This is a genomic window from uncultured Streptococcus sp. (assembly GCF_963528215.1).
GTDB lineage: Bacteria > Bacillota > Bacilli > Lactobacillales > Streptococcaceae > Streptococcus.
In genome coordinates, this window is record NZ_CAURVL010000037.1 from 1 (window position 1) to 13908 (window position 13908).

Annotated in this window: 14 protein-coding genes and 1 pseudogene; 14 read left to right on the plus strand and 1 reads right to left on the minus strand. The window is 40.9% G+C overall.

What is annotated here, in order from left to right:
* The 4 genes from RWS24_RS09930 to RWS24_RS09945 form a co-directional block, all read left to right on the plus strand.
* A partial coding sequence (locus tag RWS24_RS09930; RefSeq protein ID WP_314367101.1) for an ABC transporter ATP-binding protein occupies positions 1-633 on the plus strand: 633 nt, incomplete at its 5' end.
* A 1-nt stretch (position 634) separates the two neighbouring features.
* On the plus strand, positions 635-1480 hold the full coding sequence (locus RWS24_RS09935; protein ID WP_314367103.1) for an ABC transporter permease: 846 nt from the start codon (positions 635-637) through the stop codon (positions 1478-1480).
* Positions 1481-1502: 22 nt separating this feature from the next.
* Positions 1503-1958 carry a LytTR family DNA-binding domain-containing protein gene (locus RWS24_RS09940; RefSeq protein ID WP_223314101.1) on the plus strand — a complete coding sequence of 152 codons (456 nt, stop codon included), beginning with the start codon at positions 1503-1505 and terminating at the stop codon, positions 1956-1958.
* Between the two features lie 10 nt (positions 1959-1968).
* A complete protein-coding gene (locus RWS24_RS09945) occupies positions 1969-2385 on the plus strand; it encodes a DUF3021 domain-containing protein (protein WP_002897112.1) in 417 nt (138 codons plus the stop codon).
* Between the two features lie 122 nt (positions 2386-2507).
* Here RWS24_RS09945 and RWS24_RS09950 read toward each other — a convergent pair whose 3' ends face one another.
* On the minus strand, positions 2508-3461 hold the full coding sequence (locus tag RWS24_RS09950) for a hypothetical protein (RefSeq protein WP_314367107.1): 954 nt from the start codon (positions 3459-3461) through the stop codon (positions 2508-2510).
* A gap of 106 nt (positions 3462-3567) precedes the next feature.
* Between RWS24_RS09950 and RWS24_RS09955 the strand changes: the two genes are divergently transcribed.
* From RWS24_RS09955 to RWS24_RS10000, 10 genes and pseudogenes are all read left to right on the plus strand, one after another.
* Entirely contained in the window at positions 3568-4179 is a 612-nt protein-coding gene (locus RWS24_RS09955; protein WP_002905977.1) for a TetR/AcrR family transcriptional regulator, read from the plus strand.
* Between the two features lie 202 nt (positions 4180-4381).
* The gene (locus RWS24_RS09960; RefSeq protein WP_314367109.1) at positions 4382-4729 is read left to right on the plus strand and encodes a hypothetical protein; all 348 of its coding nucleotides are present in this window, start codon (positions 4382-4384) and stop codon (positions 4727-4729) included.
* The gene (locus RWS24_RS09965; protein ID WP_314367111.1) at positions 4730-5086 is read left to right on the plus strand and encodes a class Ib ribonucleoside-diphosphate reductase assembly flavoprotein NrdI; all 357 of its coding nucleotides are present in this window, start codon (positions 4730-4732) and stop codon (positions 5084-5086) included. It begins immediately after the preceding gene.
* Between the two features lie 33 nt (positions 5087-5119).
* Complete coding sequence (locus RWS24_RS09970) at positions 5120-5305, plus strand: hypothetical protein (protein ID WP_002931245.1); 186 nt, start codon at positions 5120-5122, stop codon at positions 5303-5305.
* Positions 5306-5595: 290 nt separating this feature from the next.
* The gene (locus RWS24_RS09975; protein ID WP_314367116.1) at positions 5596-7449 is read left to right on the plus strand and encodes a SpaA isopeptide-forming pilin-related protein; all 1854 of its coding nucleotides are present in this window, start codon (positions 5596-5598) and stop codon (positions 7447-7449) included.
* Positions 7450-7635: 186 nt separating this feature from the next.
* Positions 7636-8376: a class I SAM-dependent methyltransferase gene (locus RWS24_RS09980; protein ID WP_314367119.1), complete on the plus strand. Its 741-nt coding sequence runs from the start codon at positions 7636-7638 to the stop codon at positions 8374-8376.
* 666 nt (positions 8377-9042) lie between these two features.
* The gene (locus tag RWS24_RS09985; RefSeq protein ID WP_314367121.1) at positions 9043-9906 is read left to right on the plus strand and encodes a PrsW family glutamic-type intramembrane protease; all 864 of its coding nucleotides are present in this window, start codon (positions 9043-9045) and stop codon (positions 9904-9906) included.
* On the plus strand, positions 9903-10769 hold the full coding sequence (locus RWS24_RS09990) for a PrsW family glutamic-type intramembrane protease (protein ID WP_125332524.1): 867 nt from the start codon (positions 9903-9905) through the stop codon (positions 10767-10769). The genes RWS24_RS09985 and RWS24_RS09990 overlap by 4 nt, the downstream gene beginning before the upstream one ends.
* Positions 10741-10830 (plus strand): annotated as a pseudogene (locus RWS24_RS09995) (SAM-dependent methyltransferase); the annotation flags it as partial. The gene RWS24_RS09990 and the pseudogene RWS24_RS09995, both read left to right, overlap by 29 nt.
* A gap of 296 nt (positions 10831-11126) precedes the next feature.
* A partial coding sequence (locus RWS24_RS10000; RefSeq protein WP_314367123.1) for a SpaA isopeptide-forming pilin-related protein occupies positions 11127-13908 on the plus strand: 2782 nt, incomplete at its 3' end.

The window sequence follows — 13908 nt, forward strand, 5'->3', positions numbered from 1 at the left end:
CGGCTGACAGTTTTGGAAAATCTGACTATCAGAGCCAAGCAGTACAAGGAGATGCCGACAGGTAGAATCGAGCGCTTGGTCTCTCAGCTGGGCTTGTCAGCCTTTGCCAAGCAGCCTTATGGGACACTGTCTGGTGGCCAAAAGCGTCGGGTGGATATTGCTCGAGCTTTGCTCAATAGCCCCGACCTGCTCTTTCTGGATGAGCCGACGACAGGCCTGGACATTCAGACTCGGGAGAGTATTTGGAGCCTGCTCAAGCAAATTCAGAAAGAAGAGCAGATGACCATTGTCTTGACAACCCACTATCTCAATGAAGCTGATGATGCAGATAAGATCTATATCGTAGATCATGGTCAGGTCATTGCCCAAGGCTCTGCAGACCAGATTAAGGGAAGCTATGCCCGCAATGTCTTACGGATTTTGAGTCAAGATTCAGCAAGTTTAGAGAAAAGCTTGCCAAGAGGCTGCGCTTGGGAGCAAGCCAAGGAAGGGGAATTTATCCTCCACCCTAAAACGACTCAAGAAGCTCTGACCTTATTGGCTCAGGCTGGTCCCTATATCGAACAATTTGAATTCCAACCCGGAACAATGGACGATGCCTTTATGGCACTGACAGGAAGAGAGGTACGCTAATATGCTCGCTTTGATAAAACGTAATTTTTTACTTTATTTCCGCAACCGCAGTGGGGTAATTTTGTCCCTCTTCGGAGCGATTATTCCCTTTGTGCTTTATATCGTTTTTTTGAAAAATAATTACAAAGACCATTCCAGCCAGCTGATGGACTTGTGGCTGATTGGCGGCGTGTTGGCAGTTACAGGATTAACGACCACATTGGCAGCTTTCTCCCGGCAGGTCGAAGACCGGGAGCGGAAGGTGATAGACGACCTCTTTATCACAGACTTGGGACCATGGGGCTTGCAGCTTAGTTATCTTGTCAGCTCTGTTATTATCGGCTTTTTGATGCAGGTCATTATGTTTGCCTTTATGCTCAGCTATTTTACGCTAGCGGATAACATTTCCTTTGAGTGGGGAATCCTTCCTTACCTGGTTCTTCTGATGATCTTAAACAGCCTCTTGGCCACACTGATAAATGCTCTGATTGTTCAATGCTTCAAATCAGTGGATAGTTTAGGGAAATTGGCGACAGTAGTTGGAGCAACTTCTGGTTTTCTAGTGGGTACCTATATCCCCATTGGAACCTTGCCGAATATGGCGCAAAACCTGATGAAGCTTACGCCTTCTAACTACATGGCATCTCTTTTCAGACAGGTTCTCATGAAAGAAAGTCTAGCAGATACTTTTGCTAATAGCAGCCAGTCACAAGCAGCTTTTGAAAAAACAATGGGAATTCGCATTGAATGGCAGGAGCTCTTGACAAGGACAGAAACTTTCTATATAGTTGGAGTAGTTTTAGTTGCAATAGCGCTTATTTGGATGGTGCAAAATATGATTGCCGTACGCCGGCTGAAACTACAATAGAATGTGAATAGGGAGCTTCCTCTTGCAAGCAAAATTTGAAACAGATCCAACCATTTCATCCAAGGATCCGCTGGTTGTAGTCAAGGCAGACCAGCTAGGGGCAGAAGCCAAGGCCATCTTAGATTATTTAGAGCAGTACAAGGCAGGGCCAAGTGGCGTCCTGCCTATCAAGTCGGACGATAAACTGGTCATGTTGAGGACAGAAGATATTATCCTAGCAGACATCAACCAGACAACTCTGATGATTTACAGCAGAGAAGGCATTTACAAGACGACAGAGACCTTGACTCGCTTTCAGCAGCGGATTAGCAGCTCGAACTTTATCCAGGTTTCCCGGCATGCTGTCATCAATATTGACCATCTGGAGTCTTTGTCTGACAGCTTTTCTGGCAATATGACGGCCAAGCTGACCAATCAAATCAAGACCGAAGTCAGCCGTCGCTATGTCAAACTCTTGATGGAATATCTGGGAATCTAGGAGGTAAGTGATGAGTATAAAAAAATGTCTACACGCTATATTGATGGGCATCCAGACAGGGAGTGCAGTCTATCTGATTGTCCTTGCTCTCTCTATTCAAAAAAATCCGCCCACAACAAGTAATATCATCAGTGTCATGGTGATGAGCGGCTTGATTGGGATTATCAGTTCAATGTTAAAAACTCTTGAAGACCGATTTTCTTTTTCAGTCTCGATTTTACTGCATTTCGCCGCTGTCGCAGTCTTAGTATGCTGTTTCATGGTCTATAATAACTGGGGATTTTTAATTGCCAGCTGGCATTTCTGGTTTAATTTTATTCTGATTTACCTCTTTGTATGGCTCTTTCGTTACTTGGATACAAATCTTAAGACCAAGAAGATTAACAGCGCCTTGGCTAAGCGCAGAAAGGAAAAAGAAGGCAAGTAACTTGCTGAAAATCATTCTGACAAGCATATCATAAAAACAAATGGAGCTGGATTGTATCCTGCTCCTGTTTTTTGTATCTAAAAAACTCAAGCTAAATTTTCTAGCTTGAGTTTTATGTGCTATTACACTCCCAATCTGATATGAGGGAAGTGGTTGTAGAGATAGTCAAAGGTTGACTGGAGTTTGGTGTCCGTTGTTTTACCAATGTTCTTAATAGGCATTTGGTATTTCTTTTGATTGTTTCGAACAGCAACTAAGGTTGAGTTTCTGTTTGAAGCAACGAAGCCGCGATGCATGGTAAGAATGTGGTGGTAGAGATGGACGACCTGTTTGAGATCAATCGCCTTGAAACCTCGATAGTAGGTAATGAGATGGTCTTTATAAACAGCAATTTTCAGCACATCGTCGTGGAAAGAAGCTTGCTCAAGCAGGATATTGAGATTATCTTTGGTCTCTGGATAGGCTGCATAGATTTCTTCGTAGGCAGCGATATTTTTCTTGCGGCCGATAATTCCTATAACGACAAAGAAAGCACTGAGTCCAATCAAAAACAGAATATAGAACATGAATGCAAGATTGTCAGATTCAAATTCAGTGATAGAGATATAGGAGCTGCTTGACATTACTGTGATGACTTCGGGATTGTCTGCTAGGAGACCGCGAACGAGGCTGCCATAATTAGAGATATATCCCTGATTTTTCTTAGGGGAGTTAGCATTAACATAGGAGCCAACAATTCGGACAGGATTTTTTTCTAGCTCTCCACTCTTCTCTTTTTCCAAGAGCTGGGTAATCTGCTTGTCCCCTTTTTTAGCCTGCAGACCAACATATCCGTCTTGGTAGGCAACCAGCCAAACTTGAGTATTATCTTCTACTTCAATCAGGGCCTCTGGGAAAATATATGATACTTCAGCATAGACTGCTGAATTTGCTCCAGACTCGCTATTTCGATCATAGGCAGTCTTGGTGTTGACTTTTTGGTATTGGATAAAGCCCATCACTGCAGCAACAACTAGAAAAATAAGAGAAATTACCAGTAGGGCGATGGTACCCTGGTTTCGTCTTTCCTTGAGCATAGCTCAACCTCCAAAATATATTCTAAAAGATAATTTGATTAGCAAACTATCTTTTTTTGTATAGTATAACATAAATGCTTGACAAGTGGCAAGATTGTGTTAAAATATGAATGAACATAAAAATAAATTCATTCACAAAAGAGGCGTGGAAATGGATAAAAAAAATGAGCTCCTGGCTGCGGCTAGAGAAGTCTTTGCAGAAAAAGGCTATAAGGCAGCTGGAATTTCTGATATTGCTAAGAGAAGCCAGATGGCTGTCGGATCCTTTTACAAGTATTATGAGTCCAAGGAAGCCATCTTCTTGGAGGTTTATATTGCTGAAAATAGCCGTATACGTGAGGAAACCATGCGACGTGTGGACTGGCAGGGAGAGCCCGAGGCAATCGTTGAACAACTTTTTGCAGTTACTTTTGAGTTGATTTCACCCAATAAAATTCTGGCTGAGTGGAACAAGCCAAGCATTTCTCAGATTCTGCATGATTACTATAATCAGGATTCCGGCCGAGCGTCCAATGCCTTTCATCAGTTTCTGATTCAGACCTTCAGTCAGCGCTTGCAGGAAGAGGGCTTTTCGAAGGAGAAAATAGCTGAGATCATGAAGGTTTATGACCTGATTTACTACATAGACATGCATGTCACAGAGCAGGAATTTTCAGGCTACTTCGATAGTCTTGAGACTTTAGTTAAATATTTTGTTAAGGGAATTTTTTCCAAATAGAGGAAATTCCTTTTCTTAGAAGCAGATATGAATGAATTTATAAAAACATTCATTCATTTATTTATGAACAAAGGAGGTGATGGGTTATGTCCTGTGATTCGGAAATGGAGAGGAACGTAATTAGATAAAGTGAATTATTTTTTAGAAGGTTTTGAATGAATATTTTGAAGTGTTCATTCAAAAATAGAAAGTGAGGAAAAGAATGAATAAGCAAGGAGGATTTGCCATGAGTGGAATGGCTATTTTGGGTATCTGTCTGGTCGCGATTGGTCTTTTGACCATTGGCTATGGCGGTGTAACAGTTGGTTTTAGTTTGAGTGTGGATTTTCAGTCATTTTTAGTCGGAGGTCTCATCGTGGTCCTAATCGGAGCAGCTTTGATTCCGGGCTTGCCGACAGTTGCTAAGCTGACGGCACTGGCTTTGACAACTTTGGCATTGCTGATTTACATTCACATGATGCCAGATTTGGAGTTCATGCTTATGCTCATCTCAGATGTCGTGGTTTTAGGCTTTGCGGCTTGGTTTGCTATCCTTTTTTTAAGAAAGTAGGTGATGAAGATGATTGTAGTTTATGATTCAAATACTGGTATTGGAAAACGATTTGCAGAATCACTGGGCTATCCGACCCAGAGCATCAAGGAGAAACTGGAAGAGCCTTGCATTCTCATTACTCGAAATGCTGGTGCTGGGAAAATTCCCTGGTCTACCAAACGCTTTATCAAGAAACATCCTGGGCTGATTAAAGGTTTTGTTAACAATGGTGACTCTGTTAAACACGGCCGGACCTTCTGCGGAGCGACTGCCTTGATTATTGAAAAGTATGGGCTACAGCATATCTGCGATATTGACCAAGGCGGTAGTCCAGAAGATGTCAAGACTGTGCAGGCATTTTTGGCGGAGTACTAGTCTCATCAAGTTTCGCATAAAGGGAGGACTCGTATGTCTGGGTTCAAGAAAATTGGGAGCTTGTTTCTGGCTCTGATTTCTGTCTTTATCCTAACGGCCTGCGGACATGTACAGAAAGATCCTGACACTTCAGATAAGACGGAAAGAAATTCTTCAAAACAAGAAGAAGCAGATCAGAATCAGGTAGACGCAACTTCCAGTGCGTCACAGAAAGATTGACTTTTTGTCAAAATAGAAGATCTTAATTTGTTCAATGATTTTTAGGTCATCTTTTGACCTGTTTTGTGTATCAATAGGAGAGAGAAGGCTTAGCTTCTTCTTTCTCCTTTTTATGATAAAACCCTCTGAGCATTCCTATAGTTTTTTAATAGTCAATATGGTACAATGAATTAGTATTGTCTTTCCAGTGTTTGTCAAAAAGGCAGAAAAACATGAAAAGAGCGTGTTCAACTGGCTTGTCAATACGCTGTACTTTTAAACAAATTTTACTTGTGAGAAAGGAAGATTACATGAATAAAAAACTGAGAGTATGGTTTCAGCTAATCATTCTCTGTCTAGGCGTGTTCCTGCCTTTCCTAGCCGGAACCCTTAAGGCTCAGGCGGCGGAACTTAATGATGTCATCACTGAGATGCACCTCACCACTAACTCTGGTGAGCAGCTGACCAATGGTGTTGATATCTGGCAGACCTTCCGTGTCTATGCTAAGTTTGCCCTGCCGGACAACCAGGCTCATGCGGGTGATACAACAGTGATTCATTTGCCGAATGAATTTACCTTTGGGAATTCCTCAGCTATTGAGCTTAAGGATGAAAACGGAGCTCCGGTGGCTAATGGAGTCTTGGATAGCGATGCCAAGACCATCACACTGACGTACACAGACTATGTGGAGCAGAAGTCTGGTGTCAGAGGCGAGTTTTTCTTCTATTCGCGGATTGACCACGAGGTTGTCACAGAGGAAAGGGATATTCCAGCTACTTTCACGGTAGGAAATAATAGAATTCCAGCCGGCAGCATTCACTATAATGGGCCGCCGAAAAAGTATGAGTCTCTGCTAGAAAAGAGTGCTTTTCAATGGGATGCCGATGCTAAGAATGAAATCCGCTACAATGTGGCCATTAACCGTAACATGGGGGACTACAAAAATGTCTCTGTGACGGACAAGCTGGGTGACACAAACGCTAAGATTGTTCAAGACTCTGTACGAGTTTATAAGGTCTCTTGGCGCTGGAATAATGGAGATTGGGCGCGTGATTCGACTGAAGATGTAACAGCAGATTTCCAGTCTAAGATGACCTTTGGCGCTGAAGGCGATAGCTTGACAATCAACTTCGGAGATGTAGAAGGTTTCGGCTACCTAGTTGAGTACAAGACATTGGCTGACTATGATTTGGCTGATGGAGAGGTTGTAGGAAATAAGGCTACCATGAACTACAACAATACCGAGACAGTGTCTGTCACCAATGAATACTCTTATCAGATTGCTGGCGGAAAGTCAGAAGGCTATAACTTCAAGGTGAAGGTTCACAAGACTGATGAATCTAATGCTTCTCTGAGCGGTGCAGTCTTTGAAGTGGTGCGGAAAGCGACCAATAAGGTAGTTGGCACAATCACGACAGATGCGGATGGCAATGCAGAAGTTGGTAATCTTCTGCGTGACACTTATATCCTGCGTGAAACGACTGCTCCAGCTGGTTATGACCGTCTGACAAAGGATATTACTATCAGTACGACGGATTTTGGTAAGACTTTGAACGTAGGCAGTCCAGCATCTGGAGATTCTGGAGACAGCAGATTGGTTGCAGTCAATGTAGTCAATAAACAAACTCAAACTCCAACTGACAAAAAGGTAACGTTCAGTAAGGTCAACCTAGCTGGTGAGGAAATTGCCGGTGCTCAGATTCAGATTTTCAAGGGACGGGAAAGCAAGGGCAGTCCTGTCGCATCTTGGACTTCAGAAGCTGACAAATCTAAAGAAATCAACTTAGAGCCGGGTATTTACACCTTCCATGAAGAAGCGGCTCCGACAGGTTATCTGGCTGTGACAGATATTATCTTCCAAGTTAATGAAGATGGCACTGTAACAGTTCTAGACGCTAATAGAAATGCTGTAGAATATACAGACGGTAAGTTGTTCATTACTGACCAAGCGGCACCTACTGAACCAAGCACACCGGATAAGTCGGTTCAAGGTGGCACCAAGCCAAATCAATCATCTGATTCTGATAAAGCAGCAGACGGTCAAGGAAAATCTAAAAAAGTTCTTCCTGCGACTGGCTCTGCTGAAAGCCTTGGACTAGTTCTTGCTGGTCTGGTAGTCCTGGCTCTTTTAGAACTTTACCGTAAGACTCGACTGAGCAAATAAATAAAGAGAGGATAGAGCAGAATGCTTTATCTTCTTTTGTTTGCACATTTTTTGTCTAGTTTTTTTGCAGCTTACTGAGCAATTTCTTCCGGTTACTCATGTAGGGCAGCCACTTACGGAAAAACTCTTGTTTTTAGCTCAGAATCCTCTATAATAAATGGCAAATAGAAAAAGGAGACAGAAGATATGACAGATACAAAAATACAAGAGAAGCTGAAGCCAGGCTTGAAGTTAGAGGATCTTCAAAAAGACGGAGACATCTATCTGGCACTGAATCCGGACTATGTCTCAGGGGACAATGCCAAGTATATGACCATGTACAATCGCTTGGCTCGCTGGTATGATTTTGGTGAGAAATGGATGGGGCCACTTCTCCATGGCAAAGCTATTGACAAGCTGAGAAAGGACCAGATGGCAGAAATAGAATGGAAAGATCATCTATCCGTCCTTTATGTCTCTATCGGGACTGGTCAAGACCTGCGCTACATTCCTGAGAATATTGACCTGAAAAGCCTAGACTTTGTCGGGGCAGATATTTCCATAGGCATGCTGAAAAAATGTCAGAAATCCTGTGCCAAGAAGACAAATCTGCAACTCTTTCATGCTTGTGCAGAGGACCTGCCTTTTGCAGATAATAGCTTTGACATCGTCTATCATATCGGTGGAATTAATTTCTTTAGTGATAAGGCCAAGGCCATGCAGGAAATGCTGCGGGTGGCTAAGCCAGGAACTAAGATTATGATTTCAGACGAGACGGCAGACTATGTGGACCAGCAATATAAGAAGAACCACTTCAGCAAGGACTATTTTAAGGACGCTACCGTTGATTTGGGAGAAATTGAGGCCGCTATACCGGCCGGTGTCAAGGAGAAGGAGTTGAAACTCCTCTGGGACGGAAAATTTTATGTCCTGACGTTTAGGAAATAAATCAGAAGAACTGGACTTTGTTTCCGGTTTTTTTGATTCTGAATAAAAGAAACATTCGACACAGTTTAATTGTTAGAAAAATATTCCTTCATGCTAAGTGACAAAAATGTAAGTTTAAAAGCTGAAATGAAAGGTTAGGTTACAGAAAGGTTATCTTTCTTTTTGCATAATAGGGGGTGCCCTTTTGATGTTCTTCAAATAGAGAAATGATTTTAGGGCTAATATCATACTTTTTAGAAAGGAATATTGTATGAAAAAAATAACTGCAAATTTTTTGAAAAATAATTGATGTTTGTATTCTAGAATATTTAATATGAGGGATTAAAGAAAGTTTAAACTTTTTACAATAAATTGACACCGGAAATGAAATGACAGATTATATTAGAATTGCTTATGTTTGCAATCTTACAATACTGTAAGATTATAAGTTTGGAACGTAAGATTTATGTAAGATTAAAATTTTAATATTTTGCTAGAATGAAATTAGTAAGATGTTTTACTATTTCATTCAAAAATTTTTGACAGTTGATTTTAAGAATCTGATTTACAAGCAGTCAACTACATTATTTTCAAGAGGATAAATTCGATGAATTTTAAGCAAAAAAATGATAATCATTCGTTTTCGAATAAGTCTTTTTGTAGTTTTTCTTGAAAAGGAGGCTTTTTATGAGGAAAAATATTGTCTTATTTAGCTACCTATCCTTGATTTGTCTTGGGTTAGGATTATCCATGAATCCTTACTTATCTTATAGTTTGTCTGCAAAAGATTATGGGATTGTTGGTGTAGTGAGTCTGCTTGAACTCTTCTATATTGTTCCTGTTATAATATTATTGGCCTATTTGGCTCGCAAATGGCGAACACCTTCTGTTGCTCTTTGGCTAGCTTTTGTAGGTGGCTTATTTTTATCCAGTTTTTTTGCTATAGTTGGTGATGAGAGCATTTTTGCTTGGTTAAAGTCAACTTTTCCTAGCCACTCATTCTTTAATATCTTTAAAGATTCTTTAGTAGCCCCATTTATTGAGGAGCCAGTCAAGTTATTAGCTGTTGTTTGGGCAATATATTTTATGCCTGTGAAAAATCTAAAATCTATACTGTTGCTAGGCTATGCGGCAGGGACAGGATTCGAGATTAGGGAGCAGTTCACTTTTATTGCTAAAAATTTAGATAAAGGATTGGCTTATTCCATTTCTCAGGCTCTGGGGAGAATTTTCGCAGCTTTGACTTCTCACGGGCTTTATACAACTTTAACGGCTTTTGGCTTAATACTCATGCTACTTTATTATAAGAAGAATCAATCAGTATTTTATAAAGGAATATTTTGTTTCATTTTGCCTTTTGTTTTGCATTTTCTATGGAATTTGCCAAACGGTCAATTATCCTTCAGTCCCCTTATGATTGCTTTTGAAGTTTCTTTCAGTTTAGTTGTTCTTTACGAAGCTTTTCAATTTGCCAAAAAATTTGATCGAAAACAAGACTTAAACATTGGTAACAACCATTTCCTTGATTTCAGAATGGAGGTAAAGGAATGAAGAAAAGACTTATTCTTTTTATTTACTTTTTTCTAGTGATACTTGGACTAGGAGTCGTTACAGAACCTTATATATCCTATAGTTTGTCAGGTACTGATTATGGGATAGTGGGAGTAGCTAGTTTATTAGAAATTTTCTATATTGTTCCAGTCTTTCTTTTGCTCTTTCTTTTGGCTAAAAAATGGCAGACCCCCTTGGCAGCTATTTTATTAGCACTGATAGGCGGACTTTTCCTGTCGAAGTTTCTATCTAGTACGGCTGATAGGGGACTGACTTATTTATTAGAAAGTAACTTTCCTAAGACTTCCTGGGTGAATATCATTCAGGACTCTGTTGTTGCTCCGCCTATTGAGGAGCCTGCCAAACTTCTAGCAGTAGTCTTCGCCTATTACTTTGTTCCAGTAAAAAATCTAAAATCAATATTGCTGCTGGGCTATGCTGCGGGTACAGGATTTGAAATTCAAGAACAATTTGTTTGGATTGCTAATAATGTAGACCGTGGTTTGGCTGATTCTCTATCACAAGTCATAAGCCGTTTAGTTCCGGCTTTTATGTCTCACGGGCTATATACATCTTTGCTTACTTTCGGTCTTGCACTGATATTACATTATCATAAGAAGAATCAATCTGTATTTGCTTATGGCCTATTTTGTGTTATGCTGCCTTTTGTTTTACATTTCTTGTGGAATCTGCCAGCGAATCAGACTTATTGGGGGCGGATAATTCTAGCTTTTGAGCTTGCTTTTAGTCTTTTAGTCCTCTATAAAGCCTATGGTTTAGCAAAAGATATAGATAGGCAGTCAGGTGAATTACGATTGAAAAATTCTCATCTTTTTAGAGGCCGTTATACCGGCAGGGGTTAAGGAGAAGGAGTTAAAACTCCTTTGGGATGGGAAATTTTATGCCCTGACGTTTAGGAAATAAATCAGAAGAAGCGGACTTTTTTTCCGGTTTTTTTGATTCTGAATAAAAGAAACATTCGTTACAGTTTAATTGTTAGAAAAATATTCCTTCATGCTAAGTGACAAAAAGCTAAACAAATGTTAAAAAAATCTCCTTTTGTGTATAGCCATTTTTCTTATAGTATGATAAAATGTAGATGTAATGTATCTATAAATGTTCGCTTTTTAGAAAGTGGGCACTGACAAGATGGGGAAGCTCAGTTAGTATACAATTACATTGTACATTTAAAACTGAATATTGTGAGAAAGGAAAATTGCATGAACAAAAGGATTAGAGCATTGCTCCACCTTATTATTCTTTGTTTAGGAGTAATTCTGCCATCTTTGGCGCCACTGACTCAGGTGCAAGCAGCTGAGATTGGTAATGCTATCACGGAGATGAGTCTGAAGAATTCTTCAGGTGGTGATTTGACGCAGGGGGTTGATATTTGGGAAACTTTTCGAGTTTACGCAAAGTTTGTCTTGCCGGATAACCAAGTACATCAAGGTGATACGACAACAATCACCTTGCCTTCTGAGTATGCTTTTGGGAACTCTTCAGCTATTGAACTTAAGGACAGCTCGGATAACGTTGTGGCAAATGGATTTTTGGATTCAACCAACAAGACCATTACTTTGACCTATACAAATTATGTTGAGCAAAAGTCTGGTGTCCAAGGAGAATTCTTCTTCTATGCACGAGTTGACCATGATGTTGTGAGACAAGAAGGTGACTTGAATGGTGGATTTACCGTAGGAGGTCGGATGTTGTATCCGGGAATCGTCCATTATAATGGACCGCCCAAAAGATATGACTCAAAAATTGAAAAGAGCTCTTATCAGGCAGCAGAAGACGGTAAGAATGAAGTTCATTATAATATTGCGATTAACCGCAATATGGAGCATTATACCGATGTAACGATAACTGACAAGATTACCTCGCCTAATTTTAAAATCATGAGAGACTCAATTCGGGTCTATAAAATTGCTTGGCGCTGGAATAATGGAGATTGGGTGCGGGATTCAACAGAAGACGTGACAGCTAACTTCCAATCAAAGATCACGGAGAATGCCGCTGGTGATGGATTCACGATTGACCTTGGCGACATGGATGGTTTCGGGTATTTGCTGGACTATAAGACAAAAGCAGATTATGATCTAGTTGATGGTGAGCGTGTTTCCAACAGTGCTACAATGACCTATAATGGTGGTCAAACAACGACATCAGCTGAAAATCGCTCTTATCAGATTGCCGGCGGTGTTGGAGAAGGCTATGTTTTCACTATTAAGCTCCATAAGGTCAATGAAAATGGTGAGAACCTGCAAGGTGCAGAATTTGAAGTTGTTCGTGATCGGAGCGGTGCAGTTGTCGGAAAATTAACCACAGATTCTAACGGGAATGCCAACTTGGGTGACTTGTTGCGTGATGATTATACCATCCGTGAAGTGACTCCTCCTAGAGGTTATGATAAATTAACTGAGGAAATTAAGATTGGTTCCCAGGATTTTGGAACAGACAAATCTGTATCGCGTGAAATCGTCAATAAGAAGACGGTAACCGAGCAGGATGTAACTTTCAAAAAAGTAGATCCAAACGGGAAAGAAATTCCTGATGCGGAACTAAAAATCTATAAAGGTGATCATGTTGATCAGGAGGAGGCTCCTGTTGCAGACTGGACTTCAGAAGAAAATACTTCTAAAGTGATAAAACTGTCTCCAGGAACCTATACACTGACTGAAGCTAATGCTCCTGCTGGTTATCAATATGTTGAAGATATCACATTTACTGTAGGTGCTAATGGCACTGTTACTCTTGTGAAAAAAGGAGCAGAAGATACCGTTCAAGCAGCGGGTTCAATTCTGACGATTACCGACAAGGAGGACAATAGTCCTAAAGCCATTACCTTCAGCAAGGTTAACCTAGGCGGTACTGAAATTGCTGGTGCTCAAATTAAGATTTTCAAAGGCAACAAGGCTCAAGGTCAAGCTGTAGAAAGCTGGATATCCGAAGCCAATCAGTCTAAAGAAATCAATTTAGAGCCTGGTACTTACACCTTCCATGAGGAAGCGGCTCCAACGGGTTACCTCAAAGTAACTGATATCACTTTCCAAGTCAAACATGACGGTACGGTGGAAGTGACCAATGTCGGAGAAAAAGACTCCAAAGGTGAAAACAACAAGGTTGTGACTGACGGAGCAACTTTGAAGGTAACAGACAAGGATGACGACTCAGAACGTGATGTGACTATCAAAAAAGTAGATCCAAACGGGAAGGAGATTCCTGGTGCGGAACTGAAACTTTACAAAGGCAGTCGGATTCGTCCTGAAGCTAAACCTGTTGCAGAGTGGACATCCGAAGCCAACGCATCTAAGGTCGTAAAATTAGCTCCAGGGACATATTCTCTGAAAGAAAGTCATGCTCCAGCTGGATTTGTAGCTGTAGAAGATATTAAATTCACAGTTCATTCTGATGGTACCATTACAGTTGATGCTAAAGGAGCAACAGATTCTGTTGAAGCAAATGGCTTGGTTCTTACTGTAACTGATAAAGAGGACAATAGTCTGAAAGCCATTACTTTCAGTAAAGTCAACCTTGGTGGAACTGAAATCGCAGGTGCTCAAATCAAGATTTACAAGGGCGAGAAAGCCGAAGGAAACGCAGTCGAAAGCTGGACTTCCGAAGCTAATCAGTCTAAGGACATCAACTTAGCACCCGGTACTTATACCTTCCATGAGGAAGCAGCACCGACCGGCTACCTCAAAGTGACCGACATCACATTCCAAGTCAAAACTGACGGCACAGTGGAAGTGGCCAATGTTGGTGAGAAGGACGCTAAGGGTGAATATAACACCGTTGCGACCAATGGTGGAACTCTGACTATTACTGATAAGGATGACGACCTACCACGTAAGATTACCTTCAGTAAAGTCAACCTAGGCGGTACAGAAATCGCTGGTGCGGAAATCAATATCTTCAAGGGCGATAAAGCTGAAGGAAATGCAGCCGAAAGCTGGACATCTGAAGCTGGTAAGTCTAAAGAATTGAACTTGACTCCAGGTA

What these genes read in the sequence shown, in the direction of transcription:
- RWS24_RS09935 (WP_314367103.1), top strand. Translation starts at nt 635, where the DNA reads ATGCTCGCTTTGATAAAACGTAATTTTTTACTTTATTTCCGCAACCGC.
- RWS24_RS09980 (WP_314367119.1), top strand. Translation starts at nt 7,636, where the DNA reads ATGACAGATACAAAAATACAAGAGAAGCTGAAGCCAGGCTTGAAGTTA.
- RWS24_RS09955 (WP_002905977.1), top strand. Translation starts at nt 3,568, where the DNA reads ATGAATGAACATAAAAATAAATTCATTCACAAAAGAGGCGTGGAAATG.
- RWS24_RS09960 (WP_314367109.1), top strand. Translation starts at nt 4,382, where the DNA reads ATGAATAAGCAAGGAGGATTTGCCATGAGTGGAATGGCTATTTTGGGT.
- RWS24_RS09975 (WP_314367116.1), top strand. Translation starts at nt 5,596, where the DNA reads ATGAATAAAAAACTGAGAGTATGGTTTCAGCTAATCATTCTCTGTCTA.
- RWS24_RS09950 (WP_314367107.1), bottom strand. Translation starts at nt 3,461, where the DNA reads ATGCTCAAGGAAAGACGAAACCAGGGTACCATCGCCCTACTGGTAATT.
- RWS24_RS09970 (WP_002931245.1), top strand. Translation starts at nt 5,120, where the DNA reads ATGTCTGGGTTCAAGAAAATTGGGAGCTTGTTTCTGGCTCTGATTTCT.
- RWS24_RS09990 (WP_125332524.1), top strand. Translation starts at nt 9,903, where the DNA reads ATGAAGAAAAGACTTATTCTTTTTATTTACTTTTTTCTAGTGATACTT.
- RWS24_RS09945 (WP_002897112.1), top strand. Translation starts at nt 1,969, where the DNA reads ATGAGTATAAAAAAATGTCTACACGCTATATTGATGGGCATCCAGACA.
- RWS24_RS09985 (WP_314367121.1), top strand. Translation starts at nt 9,043, where the DNA reads ATGAGGAAAAATATTGTCTTATTTAGCTACCTATCCTTGATTTGTCTT.